Origin of the sequence: Streptomyces sp. NBC_01003 (genome assembly GCF_045162695.1) — a bacterium.
Lineage (GTDB): Bacteria > Actinomycetota > Actinomycetes > Streptomycetales > Streptomycetaceae > Streptomyces.
This window is the reverse complement of record NZ_CP108708.1, coordinates 20048-41787: the sequence shown is the minus strand read 5'-3', so window position 1 is coordinate 41787 and position 21740 is coordinate 20048. Positions and strand designations below refer to the sequence as shown.

General features: G+C 67.2%; 18 protein-coding genes and 3 pseudogenes. 8 read left to right on the top strand and 13 right to left on the bottom strand.

Annotated features, from left to right (window positions below; all coding sequences use genetic code 11):
* Nucleotides 1-49: 49 nt before the first annotated feature.
* The 5 genes from OG698_RS47950 to OG698_RS47930 all read right to left on the bottom strand — a co-directional run bounded on the left by OG698_RS47950 (nucleotide 50) and on the right by OG698_RS47930 (nucleotide 4840).
* Entirely contained in the window at nucleotides 50-1399 is a 1350-nt protein-coding gene (locus OG698_RS47950; RefSeq protein WP_331729203.1) for a methylaspartate mutase, read from the bottom strand.
* Nucleotides 1396-1863: a cobalamin-dependent protein gene (locus tag OG698_RS47945; protein ID WP_331729200.1), complete on the bottom strand. Its 468-nt coding sequence runs from the start codon at nucleotides 1861-1863 to the stop codon at nucleotides 1396-1398. The genes OG698_RS47950 and OG698_RS47945 overlap by 4 nt, the downstream gene beginning before the upstream one ends.
* 196 nt (nucleotides 1864-2059) lie before the next feature.
* Nucleotides 2060-2968, bottom strand: a complete 909-nt coding sequence (locus tag OG698_RS47940) for a LysR family transcriptional regulator (protein WP_331729197.1) — start codon at nucleotides 2966-2968, stop codon at nucleotides 2060-2062.
* Nucleotides 2969-2985: 17 nt separating this feature from the next.
* Complete coding sequence (locus OG698_RS47935; RefSeq protein WP_331729193.1) at nucleotides 2986-3498, bottom strand: hypothetical protein; 513 nt, start codon at nucleotides 3496-3498, stop codon at nucleotides 2986-2988.
* A 226-nt stretch (nucleotides 3499-3724) separates the two neighbouring features.
* Nucleotides 3725-4840 (bottom strand): PP2C family protein-serine/threonine phosphatase, encoded by a 1116-nt coding sequence (locus tag OG698_RS47930; protein ID WP_406111857.1) that lies wholly within the window; start codon nucleotides 4838-4840, stop codon nucleotides 3725-3727.
* Between the two features lie 742 nt (nucleotides 4841-5582).
* Here OG698_RS47930 and OG698_RS47925 point away from each other — a divergent pair.
* Nucleotides 5583-6635: a hypothetical protein gene (locus OG698_RS47925; RefSeq protein ID WP_331729187.1), complete on the top strand. Its 1053-nt coding sequence runs from the start codon at nucleotides 5583-5585 to the stop codon at nucleotides 6633-6635.
* Between the two features lie 193 nt (nucleotides 6636-6828).
* Here the strand turns inward: OG698_RS47925 and tnpA are convergent, their stop codons facing one another.
* Complete coding sequence (gene tnpA, locus OG698_RS47920) at nucleotides 6829-7260, bottom strand: IS200/IS605 family transposase (protein ID WP_100599321.1); 432 nt, start codon at nucleotides 7258-7260, stop codon at nucleotides 6829-6831.
* A 26-nt stretch (nucleotides 7261-7286) separates the two neighbouring features.
* On the opposite strand from tnpA, the gene OG698_RS47915 reads away from it, so the two are divergent.
* Nucleotides 7287-8606, top strand: a complete 1320-nt coding sequence (locus tag OG698_RS47915) for a transposase (RefSeq protein ID WP_331729178.1) — start codon at nucleotides 7287-7289, stop codon at nucleotides 8604-8606.
* 929 nt (nucleotides 8607-9535) lie between these two features.
* On the opposite strand, the gene OG698_RS47910 is transcribed toward OG698_RS47915, so the two are convergent.
* From OG698_RS47910 to OG698_RS47900, 3 genes are all read right to left on the bottom strand, one after another.
* Nucleotides 9536-10018: an Ig-like domain-containing protein gene (locus OG698_RS47910; RefSeq protein WP_331729175.1), complete on the bottom strand. Its 483-nt coding sequence runs from the start codon at nucleotides 10016-10018 to the stop codon at nucleotides 9536-9538.
* Nucleotides 10019-10231: 213 nt separating this feature from the next.
* A complete protein-coding gene (locus tag OG698_RS47905) occupies nucleotides 10232-11248 on the bottom strand; it encodes an IPT/TIG domain-containing protein (RefSeq protein ID WP_331729173.1) in 1017 nt (338 codons plus the stop codon).
* 217 nt (nucleotides 11249-11465) lie between these two features.
* Nucleotides 11466-12212, bottom strand: coding sequence for an IPT/TIG domain-containing protein (locus OG698_RS47900; protein ID WP_331729170.1), 747 nt, complete (start codon nucleotides 12210-12212; stop codon nucleotides 11466-11468).
* Nucleotides 12213-12845: 633 nt separating this feature from the next.
* Between OG698_RS47900 and OG698_RS47895 the strand changes: the two are divergent.
* Together OG698_RS47895 and OG698_RS47890 are read left to right on the top strand one after the other, a co-directional pair.
* Nucleotides 12846-13673 (top strand): annotated as a pseudogene (locus OG698_RS47895) (IS5 family transposase).
* A gap of 61 nt (nucleotides 13674-13734) precedes the next feature.
* Nucleotides 13735-13992: a DUF6221 family protein gene (locus tag OG698_RS47890; protein ID WP_331729167.1), complete on the top strand. Its 258-nt coding sequence runs from the start codon at nucleotides 13735-13737 to the stop codon at nucleotides 13990-13992.
* A 96-nt stretch (nucleotides 13993-14088) separates the two neighbouring features.
* Here the strand turns inward: OG698_RS47890 and OG698_RS47885 are convergent, their stop codons facing one another.
* Nucleotides 14089-15108 carry a DUF4331 family protein gene (locus OG698_RS47885; protein ID WP_331729164.1) on the bottom strand — a complete coding sequence of 340 codons (1020 nt, stop codon included), beginning with the start codon at nucleotides 15106-15108 and terminating at the stop codon, nucleotides 14089-14091.
* A gap of 469 nt (nucleotides 15109-15577) precedes the next feature.
* Here OG698_RS47885 and OG698_RS47880 point away from each other — a divergent pair, with 469 nt between their 5' ends.
* The gene (locus tag OG698_RS47880) at nucleotides 15578-16777 is read left to right on the top strand and encodes a transposase (protein ID WP_331729161.1); all 1200 of its coding nucleotides are present in this window, start codon (nucleotides 15578-15580) and stop codon (nucleotides 16775-16777) included.
* A 201-nt stretch (nucleotides 16778-16978) separates the two neighbouring features.
* Nucleotides 16979-17357: pseudogene (locus OG698_RS47875) on the top strand (GNAT family N-acetyltransferase); the annotation flags it as partial.
* 385 nt (nucleotides 17358-17742) lie between these two features.
* Here OG698_RS47875 and OG698_RS47870 read toward each other — a convergent pair.
* Nucleotides 17743-18057 carry a hypothetical protein gene (locus tag OG698_RS47870; protein ID WP_406111853.1) on the bottom strand — a complete coding sequence of 105 codons (315 nt, stop codon included), beginning with the start codon at nucleotides 18055-18057 and terminating at the stop codon, nucleotides 17743-17745.
* 240 nt (nucleotides 18058-18297) lie between these two features.
* Here OG698_RS47870 and OG698_RS47865 point away from each other — a divergent pair, with 240 nt between their 5' ends.
* Nucleotides 18298-18471, top strand: a complete 174-nt coding sequence (locus tag OG698_RS47865; protein ID WP_331729155.1) for a hypothetical protein — start codon at nucleotides 18298-18300, stop codon at nucleotides 18469-18471.
* 192 nt (nucleotides 18472-18663) lie between these two features.
* On the opposite strand, the gene OG698_RS47860 is transcribed toward OG698_RS47865, so the two are convergent.
* A complete protein-coding gene (locus tag OG698_RS47860; RefSeq protein WP_331729152.1) occupies nucleotides 18664-18849 on the bottom strand; it encodes a hypothetical protein in 186 nt (61 codons plus the stop codon).
* Nucleotides 18850-19070: 221 nt separating this feature from the next.
* The gene (locus OG698_RS47855; protein WP_331729149.1) at nucleotides 19071-19997 is read right to left on the bottom strand and encodes an NAD(P)H-binding protein; all 927 of its coding nucleotides are present in this window, start codon (nucleotides 19995-19997) and stop codon (nucleotides 19071-19073) included.
* Between the two features lie 152 nt (nucleotides 19998-20149).
* Here OG698_RS47855 and OG698_RS47850 point away from each other — a divergent pair.
* Nucleotides 20150-21377 (top strand): annotated as a pseudogene (locus tag OG698_RS47850) (RNA-guided endonuclease InsQ/TnpB family protein).
* The last annotated feature ends 363 nt before the right edge of the window (nucleotides 21378-21740 follow it).

The following is a 21740-nucleotide window of genomic DNA, read 5'->3' as shown; positions in this document are numbered from 1 at the left end:
ATGCTCCTCGAATAGGAACCAACCTTGGGAAAAGAGGTGTTGCGTACCGTCATGCCAGCTCCCGGGGGTGCGTGCGGTCCGCGTACTGCACGCTGCGCAGATGACTGTGTGTGAGCTGCTCCCGGTCGAACCGGCGCTCGTTGAAACCGAGCATGGTCAGCAGACCGTTCGCGCTCACCGGCCGAGCCGTCCCGCGCACCACGTTCAACGGCATCCGCCCCGGTTCCGCCCACTGCAACATGCCGCCCGCGTCCACATAGGCGCGCGACTTGTTGGCGTTGTCTTGGTGCAGGCAGTACGGCACGTCCAGAAAGCCCCGCTCGAACGCCCGGATCAGCGCCTCGCCCACCGTCGGCGCGAGCTCCAGCGTGCTGTCGATCAGCCGCCGCGCCTCCTCGTAGATCCCGGAGTCGGTCGCGGCGATCTCGGCGCCACGCGCCGCCTCGTCGCGGGCGATGGACGCCGCGAACTCCAGCGCGTCGACGTTCTCCGCGATCGTCGGAATACGGTGCGCCTCCGCCGGCGTCTTCACGATCAGCCGCTCGCTGCCACTGCGGACCGCGAGGCGCACGCTCTCCTCGAGGATCCGGAAGGACCCGGTGGGCGTCCGCGGAAACACACCCATGAATGTGTAGAGCACGACATGCCAGGTGGCCGATCCGAGCCGCTCGCCGGCGAACCGGCGCAGCGCCGCGATCGCCTCCAGGTCCTGCCCCGGATGCGTCTGCTGCGCGTAGCTCAACGAGATGTCGCTCAGCCCGTGCTCACGGAAGAACAAAGCCTCCAGGACACTCAGCGCCACCAACAGGCTCGGCGGGCACAACTGACCCAGCATGCAGCCGCCGAAGCTTTCCAGATGCATCGGCTCGGACTGCTCGGCGATGAGCTCACAGCACCGCGCCCACGCCTCGACCGCTTGGCTGATCGGCGCGCGGCTGTACGGCAGGCAGTACGAGACGGGTCCGCCCTCGGTGGCGTCGACCCCCGCCTCGACCATGGCTTCGAACAGCGGGTACGGCAGAGCCGAGCCGTGGCGGACCTGAACGGGAAAGTCCGGACCCGACACCGAATCCAGCAGCGCCCGCGTCGTGCCAGCCCCGTGGGCGACCAGCGGGAACCCGTTCAACTCCGCGCCCGTACGCAGCGCCTGGCGCGCCGAGTCGTGGTCGTTGACCCGCGTGTAGCTGTCCAGGGTGATCGTGCCGGTGGCCGTGGCGTCGGCGCCGCGCACACCGAGCAGCCCCTCGCGCATCGTGGCCAGGTCCGCGAAGCCCATGCGTGGCTGGACCACGAGCCGGCCCTGTGCGTGTGCCTCGTGTACGTAGCGGGAGAACCGCCCGCCCTGCCGCGGCCGGTCCACGAAGGCCCCGGACAGCGATGCGTGCGACAACTCGCTCATGCCGCCGCCCCCGAAGAAACAAGAGCCGGCCGCGCGGAGTTGCTGTCGAGCGTGCCGAGGAACTCCTGGAAGCCCTCGATACCACCATCGGCCTCGAATACCGCGTCGTATCCACTGAGGGCCAATTCTTCGGCGAACACAATGTTCTCGGCGCCACGCACTCCGAGCTTTCCTCCAATCACCACGCGCAGATCGGACAATTCAGGGCGGTCTCGTATTCGGCGGATCAGTCGCAGCCCGTCGAGGTGCCCGTGCCCGTTGACCGTGCTGATGACCAGGGCGTCCGGCCTCGACCGGAGGCACTCCTCGATGATGAGGTCATCGGGGACGCAGGCCCCCAAGTTCGTTACCTGGGCTCCTTGTTCCTCGAGCAGCAGCTGCAGGAAAACGAGATTCCACATGTGGGCGTCGGAGGACACGCTCGACACGACAAAGCGCTTGGACGGAAGCATGACCTGGGACATATTGATTCCCCCTGGTGTGTAGCTGGGACTCTAAAAGTCTCTGCGGCGCCTGGCCGAAAGTCCAGGATTCCCATTCGGTGAAACAGATAGCTGTTATCGTCTGAATCGATCGATAAAGCTAATCCATTCATGCGCAGCATGAAGAAATCGCATGGAATTCTGGCCGGACTCCTGCGCGCCGGGGGCGGAGCACTGATCAGGGCACCTGCTGCTCCTGGTACTCCCGGCTCAGGAAGTCGATGACCTTCTCCACGAACACCTGCCGTTCACGGGAGAGTTGAGCCCCCTTGCGCCACGCCACCTGCGTGTACAGCTCGAAGGGGACCTCCCAGGCCAGCGGCACGAGCGAGCCCGCGGTCAGCTCGTCCAGCACGGTCATGCGGGGCAGCAGGCTGACCCCGAGCCCGGCGCCGACGCCACGCTTGATCGCTTCGATGTTGCCGAACTCCAGGAACGGCACCGGCTCTCCGGTGCCGTCGTTCAGCTCCGCCTCCAGCAGCTCCCGGTAGGCACACCCGGCCTCCGGCGCAAGGACCGACTCGAGACGCAGGTCGTCCGTGGCCACCTTCGACTCACCGGCCAGCCGATGCCCGGGCGCGGCCACGACGACCAGCCGCTCCGCCCCGAGCACCTCACTGTGCACACCGGAGTGCTGTGTCTCGGCCTCCATCAGGAAGCCCGCGTCGAACACCCCCTGGCGCAGAGAGTGCAGTGTCTCGGCGCACAGACTGGGCCGGAGAGCGATCTGCAGCCGCGGGTAGCGGTGGTGGAAGTACTCGAGAACCGCCGGCATCCGATAGGAGGTGATGCTCTCCATCGTCCCGATCGTCAGCACGCCCTCGGGCTGGGCGTCGGGGGAGGTCGCCCCGCGTGCCTCGTCGGCCAGCGAGAGCATCTGGCCCGCGTAGGGCAGCAGACGCGTACCGGCCGGTGTGAGCTTCACCTTGCCGCCGACCCGCTCGAACAGATCACTGCCCAGAGACACTTCCAGACTCTTGATCTGAGCCGTCACACTGGATTGCGCGTAGTTCAGCTCGGCTGCGGCTCGCGTGAAACTCCCCAACTCGGCCACGCGGTGGAAAGTACGGAGTTGCCGGATATCCATTGAGTTCTCCCGGTGTGCTACGTGGAGTTGGTCCACGATGGACGAGACACCGAGCCTGCCGACCCGCACCCGTCGCCGGGAAGTACCGGCGGATGGCACACACTGACCACGACAGGTATGTGCCGGACCGACGTCACCGGCCAGTACCGTCCGGGCGCCACCTCCCTCACGCGCACCGCGGCGATCCGGCCGACCTGCACCGTGTCGGGCTTGCCGCCCAGCTCCAGGTCTTCGGCCCGCGGGTAGAAAGCGGCGAGTTCGCCCTGCGATCCTTCGCCGGCGCGCAGGAACGCGGCGACGTACATCTCCGCGAACCCGCCGGGGCCCGTCGTGTCGCCGCTGGAGAACTGCACCACCGGGGCGGGGTGAGCATCCGCGGCCAGCTGCGACACGATCGCCCAACCACCCAGCAGCGGGCCGGAGATCAGCAGGGCCCATGCCAGACGCCGCACGACGTTGGTCGCCACCGCGACCGACCCCGTCGACGGCGACGCCCACCAACCGCTCCGCTCGTCCGGTTCCTGGTCCACCGCGACATCGGCGCCGGACTTTCGGGCACGCTCCTTTCGGCCCCGGGTCTGCGGATTCGTTGATCACGCAGACCACGACGCGTCCCACAACATCGCCCACCGTGGGTGGCACATGTGGGTCTGCGGGGCCCGGTCAACGGCCGCTGAACTCACCCTCATCACGTGAGAACTGGACGCAGCCGAACCCATCACAGCCAGTGATGACTCAAGTAGCAAGCCCGGTCGTTCACGACCGGGTAGCTGACATGAGGGCCATGGCGAGTACGGCCTGGTCGTCTCCCTCGGAGGTGGCCGACCAGTTCCTGGTGTCGGTCTCCAGGAACGCCACGACCGCCTCCGGATCCGTCCTCTGTGTGCCGCGGAAGTGTTCGGTGAGCCGTTCCAGGACGGGGTAGAAGTCGCCGTCGGAGTTGCGGGCCTCGCTGATGCCGTCCGTGTAGAGGACGAGGACTTCGCCGGGCTGCAGCCTGTGCAAGGTCGTCAGCCCCGGGACGGGAGAGAGCTCCTTGAGTCCGAGGGGGAGTGCGGGGGCTGTCGCCAGGATGCGGGCGCCGTGGGGGCCGACGGCGATCGGGGGCGGGTGGCCGTGGTCCATGATGCGTACGGTGTCCTGGTCGAGTTCCAGGAGCAGTGCGGTCACGAACAGCTCGGGGTCGCCGACCGTTGTGCGTGTCACGTTGCGGTCGATGCTCAGCTCCAGCCGGTCCGCCAGGAGGGCGAGATCTTTCCATTCGTGCGCGGACACCCGGAAACCGCCCAGGACCGCGGCCACCGCCTGCACCGCGTCCAGTCCCTTGCCCCGCACGTCGCCGATGATCGCCCGTACTCCGAACGGCGTCTCACACACGTCGTAGAGATCACCACCGACCAGCGTGCCTCCCTCCCCGGCTGTGTAGTGGGCGGCGGCGCGCACATGCCCGATCCGGGGCGGTACGGGCCGCAGCAGGGTCCGCTGCAAGGCCTCCGCCACCGAATTCGCCCGGATCAGATGCCTCTGCGCGCGCTCCCGCTGCACAGAGAGCAGGACGCTGACCACGCCGATGAGGAACGTCGCCACATACAGCGCCACGTGGTGCTGCTCGCCGAAGTGGCCCGGACGTCGCCACGCCATCAGCATCTGCAGTCCTAGACACACCACCACCGAAACGGCGGTGCCCCTGGGCCCGCGCGTCGCGGCGACCAGCGGGGGAACACCCGTGAGCAGGAAACTGACCGGCTCCCGCCCGCCCAGGGCGGCCTCCGAGATCAAGTCCAGGGCCACCGCCGCGAACGGCAGCCACCACACCCACCCGCGGCTCCCCACAGACAGCCGCCCACCCGGCGAAGAGGATTCCAAGGACACCTGCGCACTGTAGAACCACACCACCCGCCCCACCGCCCCGGCACGCGTGGCTGTATCAGCCGGCTGAGGCCTGTTGTCCGCGCCGGGAGGCGACGCTCATCGGCCGGAGCCGGTGGTGCCGGGCGGCGGAGGGCCGCTGGTAGACCCAGAGCTGCGCACCGCTGCCGCCGGAGTCGACCGCCACTGACCCAGGCAGCAGGTCCCACGCCTCCTCGATGGCGGCCGCGGCGTTGTTGATGTCCTCGCTGGTCGGCCGGTCACGAGCGGCACGTGCCCGACCCAGCCGTCGTGGTGCTCCAGCACATCGAGCACCACGCCCGGCAGCGGCCCGTTGGGGGAGGCGATCTCACGGTCCCAGATACCCTGCGCTCCCTTGGCTTGCTGGAGGAACTGCCCCCGCCTGCGCTGCTGTTCGTGGTCCGTCATTGGCCACGCTTCCTGTAGATCGGCCCTGAACCTTTCGTTGTACCGACCGCTGGCACAGATGGACGGCGGAGGGATTTTTGGGCTGAGGTAGCCGCTTCGGTGCCGTGAGGGCAACGTGGTCGCCTGGTTGGCTGGATCAGGGGTCGCTGTGGGGGACGCCACTCACTCAAACCGGGCAAAATGTGCGACTCTGTGAATTGTGCAATCTTCAACTATCGCTCGCCGGCAAGGCCGGGTGCCGTCATTGCTGGGCCCGCGGCTTCTGCTGTCGCGAATCGTTGGGACGACCCGTCCGGGCTGGGGACGGCATGCCCTGGTGCACGGCACCAAGAATCTGCTCGCGGCGCTGCTTGCTTGGGAGGCCGCCACTCTCTGGATCCCGGGAGAGTCGTCGTATGTGGCTGTCGCCACCGCGCTGCTCATGGTCAATGCCGCGACGGTGTACCGCTCTGTGACGCAGGCTGTTCGGAGCGTTGCCACCCGGGCGATGGGAGTGCTGTTGGCGCTTGGCACCGTGTGGTTGCTGGGATCCACCGCCGGAAGCATCGCGGGCATCGTGGGGATCGCCCTGGTCGCGGCTGGGCGTCGAGCCTCCGACGAGCGGCTTCAGGTCGCATCGACGGCGGTTCTCACGCTCGCCACTGCGGCCGCCGCACCGGTCGGGAACGTCGTCTTCACGGCGATTGCGGCGCTGAGCGGCGCCGTGGTGGGTGTTGCGGTGAACGCGCTGGTCCTGCCACCAATGCATCTGGAGGAATCCGATGACGCGGTTCGAGACCTCGCCCGAGTCATGGGGGCATTGCTGCGCGATATGGGCCACGGGCTGCGAGAGCGGCAGCATGCCGCCCGCGCGCATGGCTGGGTGCAGGACGGCAGAGGCCTGGGGCGGCGGGTCGCGGATGCGCGCGAGCACGTGCAGCAAGGGCAGGAGAGCCTGCGCTGGAATACCTGCTGGGTGGTGCGTCCGCGACACCGGCCTGTGACTTACGGTGACATGCTCAACACATTGCACGGAGTATCACTCCAGGTACGCGGAATCGCTCGAACGCTGGCCGACAACGTGTACGACGATCACACCGACCACCACCTGGGACAGCAGTTCCTCGATCGGTACGCCGAGATGCTCAAGTTGGCAGGGCAGGCAGTCGAGGCGTTCGTCGAGGCCGAGGCCGAGAGCGCAGCCCGCCCGGCGGAAGCCCGCGAGGGACTGCGCGAAGCGATCGACGGTGCCCGGGCGTGGCACGAGACCATGACCGACCTCATCGGCCGGGGCGCGTTGGTCAAGCCGGGTGCCTGGCATGTCTACGGATCCCTCATGACCGACGTGGAGCGCCTCCTGGCCGATCTGGACCACGCCGACAGGCTCTGACTCCGAGTGCGCTGCGCGAAGGCGCGGCCACGGCGCCAGGTGGCTTGTGGATGCAGCGGCCGAGCATGTGGCATACCAGCTCGTGCTGCTCTACCTCTGATCTTGGCCAGTGCTCCGCCGTTTACGGCGGGGGTGAAGGCCATCTCAGAGCTGCTCTGACCCGCGCGGTTCGCACGGGTCTGCGGTGTTGTTCTCAGCCGATGGGGCGTTGCTGGTTCTCGATGTACTGCTTGACGACGGTCAGCGGTGCCCCGCCGCAGGATCCGGCGAAGTAGGAGCCGGACCAGAAGTGTCCGCCCCACAGGTAGCGGCGCACGTGTGCGCTGTGTTCCTGGCGGAGCCTGCGGGAGGAGACGCCCTTGAGGGAGTTGACCAGTTTGGAGAGCTGGACCTTGGGCGGGTAGTGCACAAGCAGGTGGACGTGATCCTGTTCGCCGTTGAACTGCTTCAGGTCGGCTTCGAAGTCCGCGCAGACCTCGCGCATGATCTCCTCAGTGCGCGTCAGCATGGCGTCGGTGAATGCCTTGCGCCGGTACTTGGTAACAAAAACCAAGTGGACATGCAGGTTGTAGACGACGTGGCGCCCGGTGCGCACGTCAGGATTCGGGTTCCATCGTGGTGACATAAGCCAACTTTAGTAGGCTGATCGTCATGAGCGAACTCGTGTGGGAGAAGCGGCAGTTCGGGCATCGCGCCCGGCTGGCGCTGACGCCTGCACAGGTCCGGCTCATGGACGACCAGGCGCACGCCGCGCGGGCGATGTGGAATCAGCTCCACGACCTGTGGCGGATGACGCCCAAGTGTCAGCGCTCCCTGACGCGCTTGGATCAGACGCTGCGGCAGGCCCGCAAGGAGATCGACTGGTACGCGGTGCTGCCCGCGCAGGCCGCGCAGGCGGTCCTCAAGACGTACTTCCAGGCGTGGCGGAACTGCTGGGACGGGCGTGCGGACGAGCCGAACTTCAAGGCCCGCTTCCGCACCGTCATGTCCGTGGACATCCCGCAGGGCCGGGATCTGCAGATCAAGCGGGTGCACCGCCGGTGGGGCATGGTCAACATCCCCAAGGTGGGCCGCGTCCGCTTCCGCTGGACCAAGGACCTCCCGGTCGGCAAGCACGCCAACAAGGAGAACCGGATCACCGGGGCACGGCTGGTCAAAGACGGACTCGGCTGGCACATCGCCTTCCGCGTCCAGACTCTTGAGGTCAAGCCCGAACCGCACACCGGACTGGAGGTCGGCATCGACGCCGGGGTGAACCTGCCCCTCGCGCTGTCCGACGGCAGCCACCAAGACCACGGACGGCCGCCCCGGCTCCCGGACGGCACCGCCGACCGGGACAAGTGGCTGAACCCGGACGAGAAAGCCAGACTGCTTCGCCTGGAACAGCGGGCCGCGCACCGCAAGTCCTTCCGCAAGCCGAAAGAGCGCAGCTCGAACCGGCTACACCGCACCTACGACCAGATCAAGCAGCTCCGCGCAAGAGCCACGCGCCGAGCCATTGACTGGCAGCACCAGGCCACCACCGCCATCGCCGAGCAGTACGGCACGGTCGTGGTGGAACAGCTCAACATCACGAACATGGTCAAGTCCGCCAAGGGCACTACCGACCAGCCGGGGAAGAACGTCGCGCAGAAGTCCGGTCTGAACCGCTCCATCAGCCAGGAGGCATGGGGTCGCACCGTGACGATGCTGACGTACAAAACTGCCCGCAACGGCGGCACCCTCGCCAAGGTTCCCGCCCCGAACACCTCCCTGCGCTGCTCCGCCTGCGGTTTCATCACGCCCGGCAGCCGGGAAGACCAGGCCACGTTCGTATGCAAGAACCCCGACTGCGGATGGTCCGGCAACGCCGACTGGAACGCAGCCCGGAACATCTTGCACCTGTACCGGATGGGCCACACGCTCATCCCGGCTGCCGGGAGGGCAGTCGTCAGGCGCACCCGTGGCGCCAAGCCCGCCGCCGCAAGGTAGGCAGGAATCTCCTTCCTGAGCTTGCGAAGGGAGGAGAGCACTTCAAATACGACACAGCCATGCGCATTGGGTCTAGCCCAACCGACAGCTCCCGCTGGTAGTCGCGTTCCAGTTCGTCCTCGACTATCTGAACCGCGGTATCTCGCTCAATCACTCGGTCAGCATCCCGTAGGGACACCGAGGGCGACCACCAGGTCTCTGCTCGATACAAGTGCGAGCAGACAACGGTGGACGCTTGCGACGGCACCGACGGGTGCTGCTGATTCTCCGAGCGCTGGAGTAACGATGATCACTAACGGTGACAGCTTCACAGAAGCTGAGCCAGAACCCGAGTTTTGACAGCACCGGGCTACTTGCCAGGGCAGCATCGAGATGCTCTTGGTGAAAGGCCCTGGTCATGCCGCAGATGTCGAAGGTCGAGCTGTACGCCGCGATCCCGAGCCGAGAACACCGCCAGCTGACCTTCCCAGTCGTTCAGCCGGTCGTGCCGTCGAGCATCTCGCCGGGGAGGCGTTGTTGGGCCGTGCCTCTTTTCCCGGGCGCCCGGGGGGCATCCCTGCGGGGCTCCCTGCGGCGTGCTGGTGAGTTCGGCAGGAGGCCGAGTCGACGCTCACCGTGGACCGGTCGATCCGGCACTCCGCGTCACTGTGCGCCGGGACGGGAACGAAGATCTTGTCCCATGTGCTGTTTGCCGGCCGGGGTCTGTGCCGTTCGGGGCACGGTCTTCCACGGATCGAAACACGCAGGCGGATCCCGCCATGGCAGCAGGGTGTGCTGCCGGCACAGGAGTGCGTTGATGACCCTGCGGTGGCTGATCCAACGGCCGCTGCGCTGCCCGGACTTCGGCAGATGCGAACCAACCATCACCCGCACAGACAAATGCTCCAGGGCAGTGCGCCTGGCGCAGATGCCGCTGGTGCAGGGGCCTGTTACCCGTGCTTGTAGATGTTGATGCTGTTGTTGATGTCGCCGACGGAGAAGTTGATCAGTCCGCCGCAGGCCAGGAGACAGAATCCGGGGGTCGGGCCGGGGGGCGTCGGGGCGGACGTGACCTGGACGGTTGTGCTGTTGTCGGAGTGATCGCACTGCGTGTTGCCGTTGTAGGAAGCGATGATGGTGTGCGTGCCGGGGGTGGAGAACGTGGCGGAGATGCTGACCTGGCCGTTGGCGTTCACGTCCATGGTCTTGAGCTCGACATTGTTGTCGAAGAATGTCACGCCGAGCCCGCCTGTGGGGTCGGCAGGACAGTCGACCGTGGCCGCCAGCTGCACCGTAGCGCCCACCTGGGTGGACTGCGGGGTGGCCGTCACCGTGGTGCTCGACCCTGCGGCCCAGGCGGGTGAGGCCAGTCCCAGCACGGCGGCCAGGGCTGTGGTGACGACGAGTCTTGTCCTGCGTGGTGTGATCCTCACCGGTTCGGCTCCTTGTTGTGTCGCCGGGCCCGCGGTTGCGGGCGCCTGGGAGCTTCACGCTATGGCGGTGCTTCTTGCCTTCCAGGGAGGCGGCGCCCATAAGTAACCTGGTTGGATCATCGGTTGAGAGGGTCGTCGGGCGGCCGAGTGGCACCGCGGTACGACGGGCTGTACGAGGTGGGTGCGGCGGGTCCTTTTCTTGGCGTCGGGGTGTCAGATGCCGGGCGGGGCGATGCGGGTGTAGGTCAGGCCGGGGCTGGTGCCGCCTGCCGTCGTGACGGTCACCGTGACCGCACCCGCGGGTCCCGCGGGTGCGACCGCCGTGATCTGTGTGTCCGACACGACGGTGAATGAGACGGCCGTCGCCCCGAAGATGACGGCCGAGGCGGTGGCCAGGTTCGTGCCGGTGAGGGTGACCACGGCGCCTGCGGACGTCGGACCGCTGCTGGGCACCACTGCGGTCAGGGTGGGCGTGGCGACATAGCTGAAGGCGACGGGGTTGCTCGTGCCGCCCGGGGTGATCACTGTGATCGGTGAACTCCCCGTCCCCGGCGGGGCGGTGGCCGTGATCTGCGTCGCCGACAGCACGGTGAAAGAGGCGGCGTTGGTGCTGCCGAACCGTACGGCACTGGCGTTGAGCAGATTGCTTCCGGTCAGGGTGACCACCGTGCCGCCGGCTGCCGGGCCGAGGGCGGGGCTGGCACTGTTGAGGACGGGAGGCAAGGCGTAGAAGAAGAAGGCATCCGGGGCGCTGGTGCCCCCCGGTGTCGTGACGCTCACCACCGCGGCCCCGGCGCTTGCGGCCGGCGTCACGGCGGTGATCTGGGTGGCCGAGTTCACCACGAACGACGTCGCCGGGACCCCGGCGAAGGTGACCGCCGTGGCCCCGGTGAACCCGGTTCCCGTGAGGATGACACTGGTGCCGCCCGACGTCGGACCGCTACTGGGCGCAACCCCCGTGACCACCGGCACCTGCGCCACCACATAGGTGAACGTCACCGCGTTGCTGTTGCCGGTCGGATGGACGACGATCACCGCCGCCGCACCCGCGGCGTGCGGCGGGCTCACCGCGGTGATCTGGGTGGCCGAGTTGACGATGAAGGAGGTCGCGTTGGTGCTGCCGAACCGTACGGAGGTGGACCCCGTCATCCCAGTGCCGGTGAGGGTGACGCTGGTACCCCCGGTGGTGGGCCCTTGCGAGGGATTGATGGTGCTGATCGTGGGCGGCATGAAGATGCTCCTATGGCAGCCTGGGCGAAGCCCAAGGTGACGCGGATGTCCGCTCCAGGTCCGGGGGAACTGCCCGGTCTGGGGCTTGGGCGTATGAGGGCCGTCCGCCCACGGGGGATCACGTGGCCGGACGGCACAGGGCGGGAACTGCCGTCGGGCAGCGGTGGTCAAGGAGAGCTGCCGCCCGGTGAAGACCGGGCGGCAGCGGGGCTGACGGTCAGATGCCGGGAGGCGCGACGTAGGTGAACGCACCGGCGGCCGTGTCGGAGCCGGCCGGGTTGGTCACCACGACGTCGACCGCGCCGGCGGTGCCGGGCGGGGTCACTGCCGAGACCGTGGTGGAGTTCACCAGGGAGAACGGCGCCGGGTTGCCGTCGAAGGTGACCGACTCGGTGCTGCCGAGGTTGGTGCCGGTGATGGTCACTCCGGTACCACCGGACGCCGGCCCGGCAGTGGGCGTCACCGCGGTCACGGTGGGCACGTCCACGTAGGTATAGGACAGACCGTTGTTCGTGCCGCCCGCGGTGGTCACACTCACTCCTACGGGACCTGGCGCCGCGCCTGCCGGCACGACGACGGTGAGCTGGGTGTCGGAGACGACCGTCGGTACGGCGGAGTTGGCGCCGAACGACACACTGGTGGCCGTCGCCAGACCGACACCGTTGATCGTGACCGTGTTGGTGCCCGCCAGGGGGCCGGATGTCGGCCCGAGCGAGGACTTGAACGGGGCTCCGACGTAGAAGAACGCAAGCGGGTTGCTCGTTCCGCCCGGGGTGGTCACGGTCACCCCGACGCTGCCGGCGCCCGAGGGCGACACGGCTGTGACCTGGGTCGGCGTGACGTTGGTGAAGCTGGCGGCCGGCTTGGTGCCGAACGTGACGGCGGTGGTGCCGGACAGGTTCGTACCGGTGATCGTCACCAGCGTGCCACCGCCGGTGGATCCCTGGTTCGGAGATATGGGCATGGAGAGACTCCTTGCTGACAGGACAGGTACACACAGGACACGGCGGAACCTGGGGACCGCCGGGCATCCTTCGCGGAAGGCCCTTACGGCAGGAGGGACGGCTGAACCGTGCAGCCGGTCAATGGAGTTCCCTCATGAACGCACAAAGGAAGAACCGGCAGATGCTGCCCTTTACCGTGATCCCCGGTCGTGGGATGGGCAGCCCACCGGTTCGCTGCTTCAAGTACCCCACAAGGATGAATCTCTGACAAGGTGCCAGCCACAGCACGTGGATGCTTGAGGGGGCGTCTGCGTACCACCGGCGTGCACCACCGATCTTCGCCTGGTCCGCACAAAAAAAGACCAGCCGGCACCGCGTAAGCGGCACCGACTGGCGTTCCAACCCCACTTGGGTGCCCATCGCGACCCCGGCGGACCTGTTCCTTCCCACGTGTGAAGGGACAGGCCACCCCAGCACCACGCATCCCGAGTGGTACGGGCTGCCCATTAGTTGGAATATGTTCAGTAACGCAGGATCCTGGCATATGCGGCAAGTTCCTGGTGGCCAGTTCACCCGATTGGCCTAGAACGTGTCTCTTTGATGGGTTGGTCAGTTGATCGGATGCGCCTGTCTGGTTAGTGATCACTGACGCGATGTGGGTCCGGATCGAGCCGCTCATGCCGGCCGATCCGGTCCGTGGCCGACGGTGGGCCGACCACCGTCGGACCCTTGAGGCCATCGCGTGGAAGTACCGCACCTGCTCCCCGTGGCGGGACCTGCCCTGTGAGCTCGGGTCGTTCCAGACCGCACATAAACGCCTGCTCAAGATGGGCCGTTGACGGCAACTGGGAACGGATTCTCTCAGCGATCCTCGCCTCGGCGGACGCCGGTGACGACGTGGGCTGGACGGTGTCGGTGGACAACCATCTGCCGGGCCCACCAACACGCTGCCGGAGCCGGGAAAAGGGGGCACCCGACCGTTCAGAACCTCACGATCACGCACTCGGACGCTCCCGCGGCGGCCTGAGTACGAAAGTCCACCTGGCCAGTGACAGTCGAGCGCGACCATTAGCTCTGCACGTCACCGCTGGCCCAGGCCGGTGACGCCCCGGCCTTCGAGGCAGTCATGGCCAGAATCCGGGTTCCACGAACGGGACTTGGGAGACCAAGGACTCGACCGGCACTCGTCCTCGCCGACCGGGCGTACTCCTCCCGCGCGATCCGCGCATCTCCGCCGGCGCGGCATCCGAGCTGTCATCCCGCAGCCCGCCGACCAGATCGGTCACCGCCTCCGGCGAGGCCGTGCCGGAGGCCGCCCGCCGGGCTTCGACGGCGAGGCATACAAAGAACGCAACACCGTCGAACGCTGCATCGCCCGACTCAAACAGTGGCGGGGCCTGGCCATGCGAACCGACAAACTCGCCCTTGCCTACCAGGCCGCACTCCACCTCGCCGCCATCCTCATTTGGACCAGCAGCTGACCACGAAGACGATTACGGGCACGCCTCACAGAGGCGAAGGGCCGCGCGCGAAGATGAGCGCATGGACGACCTCCTGAAGTTCCTCCGCGCTCGCATCGAGGAGGACAACCACGCCTACGCCTACGTTGCCCAGACGTTCGGCAGAGACGCCCTGCTCGACAGCCACCTGCCCATGCTCCATCTGATCGACATGCTGGCACGGGACTACACGGCCATGGACCCTGCAGACTCGCGTCACGCGGGCCTCCACCACGCGATTCGTGTCCTTGCCCAGTTGTATGCCGAGCATCCCGCCTACCAGCAGGAATGGCGCTCCTAGAAGTCTCCAGAGAGACAGGCTCTAGTCCGATTCACTGATCGACCGGCCTGTCCCGGCTCGGCCGTCGGAGCCCCGGGTGCGTCCCGCAGGGATCCGTCAGGAGGTGGTTGCCGGGTGCGGGTTGCCGAGGTACGGGAACCGGTCCAGGGTGTCGGTGTGCGGCGTCAGACCGGTGGGCGGCGCCTCGTTCTTGGTGAGGAACGCGACGCGGATGTCGATGACGTCTTCCGCGAATGTCCGGCCATTCGGGTACGCGGCAGGCTTGGACGGGTCGAAGTGCAGCACGTCCGGCAGGAGGCCGTGCTCGTCGAGCGCGGTGATCGCCTCCTCACGCGAGTAGCCGCCGGTGTGGCCCAACAGGTGGACGAACTGATCCGTCCACCTGGCCCGGTCGTTAACCGGCTCGCTGGCGTTGTACTCCTCCTTCGTGTCGTCGGTGTTGAAGAAGCTGCTCATTGAGGGGTGCCCGGCCCGGTCCGCGTGGACGAGTTCGCCGTCGCGCAGGACGCTGCACCGGCCCCAGATGTGCAGCTCGGGCTTGGGGGCCAGCTCCGCGGTCGGCAGTTCGATGGCCATGGAGAAGACGTTGGCCGTGCTGTTGGAGTCGACGCCGGTCCACGGGGACTTTCCACCCAGATGGGGCGCGGTGAAATTCCGGTTGCCGCTGGTATCGAACAGATTCTTGATGCCGTCGAAGTCGAAGAAAAAGGCATCACTGCGGCTGCCGGCGGCCACCTTGTAGTCGCCGCTGCTGACCACCTTGGCCTGAGGGCCGAAAGAGACGTCGGCGTTCGACACGATCTTGGTGCCGACCGCCTCGGGCATACAGGACTCCGCACCGGTTGCCATGAAGACGCTGTAGGTCTGGGAGCCGTCGGATGCCGGCGGGCTGAAGACCCAGCTGAAGGCGATGTCGGTCAGGTAATCGCCGTCGTTGTCGATGTTCAGTCGGTATACGGCGTCGGGGTGCAGGGCATCGGCATTGGGATTGGCATTGAGGATGAGAACGGTCCTGCTCGGATCGCCGGGTGCCCCGAAGGCGTACAGGTCGCACAGATCGAGCCGCTGGTCGCCCAGCGGTGGCCCAAGGCTGAGGCCGGTGAAGTGGTTGGACATGTCAGGCCCTTCCATTGCTCGCAGGTCGGAGAACCGCTACCGCCTGAACGGCCGTTCTGCGGCGAGTGAGGTACACCCGCACCTGGACGGTGCGTCCACGCTAGCCGCCACAGCAGTCCGACCATCGAGGGCGAACGCGCAGCCGCCAAACAACGCTCGGATGGGTCACCGACAGGCGGGAGGCGATCGTCTCGCGCTCCGAGAGCACGCCTTCAGGGGGTCGCCGATCAGTTGATCAACTCATAAAGAGACACGCTCCAGGCGGCCTTCTCGTCGTCGACGGTGTTCACCGGATTCCTCCGAGGATGCCCCGGCCTTTGGGCCGGGGAGGAATTGGACTCCTGGGGAGCAGGGCAGAGAAAGCCGGATCGTCGTCAGGGCGATCCGGCGTCCGCCCCGCGTGATGATGAGGAACCCCAGCGAGATCAGTTGTTCTCAACTGTCAGTCCTCCCAGATAGGTTGTGCTTCATGACGACCGGAGCGTTGACGGCAGGTGGCGGGCACGCCCGCTACACGTTCCGGCTGCGCCTGTCGTCCACGGCCATCCGCGCGCTGGAAGCGGAATGGGCGCGCTGCCGCTGGGTGTGGAACGAGTCGGTGGCCAAGTCGAGGGCCGTGCATCTGCACAACAAGGCCACCGGCGAGAAGACAACGTGCGGTCCGGCGCAGCTCGACAAGATGCTGACCGCGGCCCGTACCGCGAACGCGTGGCTGCGTGAGGGCTCCAGCGTTGTGCAGCAGCAGTTGATACGGGACTTCGCGAAGTCCCGCGCGAAGGCACTGAAAGACATCAAGGCCCGGTTGCCGATGCGGCAGCGGGCCGGTATGCCGAAGTACAAGAAGAAGCATCAGGCCGGCCCGAGCCTGAACTACACCCAGCGCGGTTTCCGGGTGAAAGACGGCCGTCTGCATCTCGCCGGCGGCATCGCGGCGACGGTCGTGTGGTCGCGTGAGCTGCCCGAGCCGCCGTCCAGCGTGCGCGTCTACCGCGACAGTCTCGGCCACTGGTACGCCTCGTTCGTGGTCGCCACCAGCACCCAGGCGCTTGTCGAAACCGGCTGCGTGATCGGCATCGACTGGGGTGTGAAGGAGACCGCGACCACCACATCCGACGACTACGACCTTCCCCATCCCGAGCATGGCCACCAGGCCGCGCAGCGCCTCGCCCGCTACCAGCGGATGATGGCCCGCAGGAAGCCGAAGAAGCAGCCCTGTTCGAACGGCTACAAGGGCGCCAAGAAGCAGGCGGCGAAGCTGCACAAGAAGGTGGCCCGGCAGCGCCAGGACACCGCCCGCAAGTGGGCCAAGCGTGTGGTCCGCGACCACGACGCCTTGGCGGTAGAGGACTTCCGCCCGAAGTTCCTGGCGAAGTCGACGATGGCCCGCAAGGCCGCTGACGCTGCGATCGGCGCGACCAAGAGCGCCCTGGTCGAGATGGCCCGTAAACACGGCCGCGCCGTGCACCTCGTCAATCCCGCGCACACCACCATGGACTGTGCGCACTGCGGTGCGAGAGCCAAGCATCGCCTACCTCTCTCCGAGAGAACGTATACGTGCACCGGGTGCGGAACCGTGTCCCCCAGGGACAAGAACTCCGCCCGCGTGATGCTCGTCCGGGCTGGTCTCAACCCGGCTAGTGCTGATCTTGTAAGCCCTGCCACCTGCTAGGTGCCAGGCAAAGTGAGCTAGGAATCCCCCTGCTTCAGCGGGGGGAGGACGTCAAGAGAACAGTAGGCATCCCCCCCCGCCCCCGCCCCGCCCCGGGCAGGCGTGTCCCGAAGCGGAAGCCGACAGGGCATAGCGCGGTCGAGATGTCGTCGGGCCCGGTCTGCCTCCTGGGCCTCAACTGCCGCCCAGAGGGCTGAACCGGTGAAGAACGTGCTCCGTGAGTCGGAGGCCCGGGACCGTGCGGCGTTCATCAAGCTGCTGGCGTCGCCGGAGGTCCATACCTACCTCGGCGGCGCCCGGCCGCGTGAGGAGCTTGAGCGCGAGATGTCCGGGGTGCCTGAGCGGTGGCCCGGGAGCTCTGTCGTTGATCTCGACGGGGTCGATGATCGGGCAGATCCTGCTGCGGAGAGCAACGCGGCATCGTCGCCCGGCTGCCGCGGGGAAGGTCGATCTGGGCTACCTGTTCCTGCCACGGGCGTGGGGATTTGGGTACGCCGCCGAGGCGTGCGCGGCGGCACTCGGCCGGCTCGCCGGCGCGCTTCCTGGTGAGCCGATGGTGCTCACCACTCAGAGCGCCAACTCGCGCACCACGGGGGTCTTGCGCGGCTCGGCGTAGAGCGGACCACCATGACTCAGACCAGCATCTGGAAGCAGATCCTCGACCCCTCCCACCGTGCCGACCCGCGTCGCCGCAGCAATCGAGCGGTTCGGCCGTATCGACACGCTTGGAGGGCGTCTGGTCGCACGTGAAGCGGTCGTTGGCCAACCTCACCAAACACGGCCTCGACCAGCTCACCGCGCTTGTGAAGACCCCGGCTCAAACGGATGAAGTACCGATCCGGCCTCATCGACGGCCTCACCGCCAAGACCGGCCTCGACTTCCAGCCGCCGCAACCTCAGCCATTGAAGATCTGGCCGGCCACTCTGAGCGTCGCAGTTGGCTGGCTCAACGATCCCGCTGCTGGTCAGCAGCTGATTGGGGGGTTACCGGACGCGACTCGGCAGAAGTCCGATCCGAGTCCACCGTCGACGGTGCCGGCGTTCGGGCCGACGAAGATGAAGTCGCCGTCGGAGCCGCCGAGGATCCTGCCGTTCGCCGTGGTGCCGGCGTTGGCCGTGATGGAGTCGCCTCCGGCGCCGCCGGCGACGGTGCCGGCAACGATGCCGTTGATGACGATGTAGTCGCTCCCGCCCGAGCCGTCGACGCTATCGCCCAAGGCAAGAGCGCCGCAGCTGATGTAGTCGGGGCCGGCAGTACCACTGACGGTCGTGCCGGACACGGGACGGCCGTTGACCGTACATGAAGTCAGGGCTTGTGCAGGCGTCGCAGTCAGGACGACGGGAGCGGCCACGAGGGTGGCGGCGCAGAGCGTACGCATCGCGTGTCTGGTCATGCAATGAGTGCTTCATGATGACCTCATGATCGCAATTCTGCTCCATCGGTGACTCCGCCGTTCGGGGCAGTTTGCCGCCCGGACGGGTCACTGGGGCTGACGGTCCGATGACCGGGATTGCGACGGGTGTCCGAGGCGGGAGTCCGGGGCCCATCCCGCAGGTTCCCAATCTGCGAGCCTGCGGGAACCACCCACACCCACGACGCCGCCGACGTATGGAAGCTCGCCGACTTCCAGCAGACGGACGGGCCCAAGCCCACCGACGCCGGCGCCAAGTTCGGCACGGCTAGCCAGCTGTAGCGCGCGGACACCGTGCCCCGGGCCCACCCTCATCGTCCGATTCCTTCGTGCGGCGTGCGGCGTGCGGCGTGCATTGCGGGCACGCGTCTTGGTGGCGGGCGCTGTGTGTTCTGGCAGGGGCAGGGGCAGGGGCAGGGGCAGGGGCAGGGGCAGGGTCCGTGAAGAGTGTTGCCGCCCACTGAGTGCCCCAGGCTATGACCTCGTGTCGTTGACCTTGAGCTTGTCTCCGGTGTTGGAGACGAAGACGACCCGGAGCTTGGCGGCCTTGGTCCGGCTAGTGTTCTCGGTGAGGACGTGGTGGGCGCCCGGCTGCTCGACCCAGTTCTCGCCCTGGTGGTAGGTGGGCACGGGCTTGCCGTCACGCTTGCTGCGCTTCACGGCGCGCACGGTCTTGCACCACGGCCGGCCTCCCGAGGTAGTTGGCCAACTGTCAAGCAACCAGAGGGCGGGACTGTCAGCCCCTTCGGCGAAGGTGCGGGACACGGTGGCCATCGAGGCCTCCGCCCGTCATCAGGACGGTGAAGGCGTCTGCACCCTCAGGCACCGTCTTGGGCTTCCTCAACGAGGCGGCACAGCTGCCGCAGCTGGCGTCCCAGGGCCTACCCCTTCCCGGCCCGCAGTCCCGGTGCAGCTTCGACCAGGCTGTCGAAGCCCGATGGCGGGCGGCCCAGGAGTTCCGTCACATCGTTGGTGCTCCGGTCATAGCGGTTCTCCCTGTGCAGTCGGGCCATCGTGGAGACGTGGTCAAAGACATGCGGCGTCAGGCCCAGCGGCTTGAGGTCGCGCTCAACCCATTCGTCGTACGGCACGTCGAGGTACGTCACGGTGCGTCCCAGCGCATCGGAGAACTCGGCGGCGATCATGGTCATGTCGCGGGAGGCGGCGCCGGTCAGTTCGTAGACCCGGCCGACCGGTGGTGAAGGGTCGAGCAGCAGTCGGGTGACCACCTCGGCCACGTCGCGGGTGGCCACCGGCGAGGTGCGTGCGGCGCCGAAAGGGAGGCGGATGGTGTTGTCGCGTTGGATGGAGGCCACGGCGAGCATGCCGAAGAGTGGGTTCTCCATGAACACCGTCGGCCGGATGTGGACGACGGGCAGCCCGGACCAGTTGAGGACGTGTTCGGAGAGCCAGTGCAGCCGCTGCTGGCGCGACTCCGTGCTGCTGGCGAGGTTCATCTGAGAAACGGTCATCTGTGAGATGTTCACCAGCAGTTCGAGCCGGCCGCTCTCAAGGCCCGCTGCCGCCACGGTTGCCGTGGCCTCCAGATAGTCGGCCGAAGGACTCATCCCGAAGTAGGCCCTGCGGCATCCCTCCAGGGCCGCCACCACGTCCGCTCCACGCGTGAGATCACCAACCACCACCTCGACGCCGCTGATGGCCCGCAGAGCGGCGGCACGGTCGTCGTCGTGGTGCACCAGGGCTCGCACCGGCACCCCGTGTTCGCGCAACTCCCTGACGACCTTCCCACCCACACCCCCGATGCCACCGGCGGCACCGGTGACCAGGATCGGATCAGCACTCGGCAAGGTGCCCTCCCACAGCCGACAACTCGTTCCGTCTATCTATGGCACGCGGACCGCCCCCCTGCGCGCCCCGGCCGCGGGGGCCACCCGTCAGGAGTAGCCGCCTTGGGCGGTCGGCGCCGCAGATGTCAGTCCTCCCGGATAGGTTGCTGTTCATGACGACCGCGGCGCAGGAAACGGCAGGTGACGGGCACGCCCGCTACACCTTCCGCCTTCGCGTGTCGTCCACCGCAACGGGCGCCCTCGAAGCGGAATGGGCGCGGTGCCGGTGGCTGTGGAATGAGTGCTGCGCCCGCTCGAAGAAGGCGCACGCCGAGAACGAGAAGTGCGGTCCGGCTCGGCTGGACAAGATGCTGACCGAGGCGCGTACCTGCATGGGCTGGCTGCGCGAAGGCTCCAGCGTTCCTCAGCAGCAGTTGCTACGCGATTTCGCGAAGTCGAGGGCGAAGGCGCTGAAGGACATCAAGGCCGCTTTGCCGATGCGGCGGCGGGCCGGGATGCCCAAGTACAAGAAGAAGCACCAGGACGACTTGTCGCTGAACTACACCCAGCGGGGTTTTCGGCTCAAGGACGGCCGCCTGCACTTGGCAGGCGGCATCGCCGTGACGGTCGTGTGGTCGCGGGCCCTTTCCAAGCCACCCTCCAGCGTCCGCGTCTACCGTGACAGCACCGGAGTTTGGTACGCGTCGTTCGTCGTCCCGAGCATGACCGAGACGCTGCCGGGAACCGGCCGGGTGATCGGGATCGACTGGGGTGTGAAAGAGACCGCGACCACCACCAGCGACGACCACGACCTTGCCCACCCGCAGCACGGGAAGAACGCCGCCCAGCGCTTGGCGCACTATCAGCGGATGATGTCCCGGCGTAAGCCGAAGCGTGGACACGCCCAATCGAAGGGCTACCGCGAGGCGAAGCGGCAGACGGCGAAGCTGCACAAGAAGGTGGCCCGGCAGCGTCAGGACACCGCCCGCAGGTGGGCCAAGAAGGTCGTCCGCGACCATGACGCCCTGGCCGTGGAGGACTTCCGGCCGAAGTTCCTCGCGAAGTCCACCATGGCCAAGAAGGCCGCTGACGCGGCGATCGGCGCGACCAAGACAGCCCTGGTCGAGATGGGCCGTAAGCATGGCCGGTCCGTGCACCTGGTGCACCCGGCGCACACCACGATGGACTGCGCAGACTGCGGAGCGAGAACCAAGCACGCGCTGCCTCTCTCAGAACGAACGTATACGTGCACCACGTGCGGAGTGGCCCGGCCTCGGGACAAAAACTCAGCCCGTGTGATGCTCGTCCGGGCTGGTCTCTGTCCCGGCTAGTGCTGATCGTGTAAGACCTGTATCTCCGCCGGGGATCAGGCGACGTGAGCTAGGAATCCCCCTGATTTAGCTGGGGGAGGTTTCAAGTACGCCTGGGCCCACACCCCGCTCGCCGACCGCCTGCTGACACTCGTCGTCCGGGCCACGATACGACGCGCCAACCGGACGGTCATGCGACGCCTGGCCACCGAGTTGGCTCGCCACGCGTCCGCTGCCGGATCCTGACGTCAGTACATGTCGGCTCTTCTGCCCGACGAAGCTGCGCACAGATGTCGCATGAGACATGGCTCAGTCTGGAGAACGACGGTGACCACGCCGCGGTGTGGCGGTCGGCGTCGAGGGTGCGGTGCAGTCGCGGAGCGGGCGGGACGACGATCGCTTCCGATCAACGGGACAGCCGGGGGCTGCTTGCCCGTCAGCGTTGTGTCGGTGG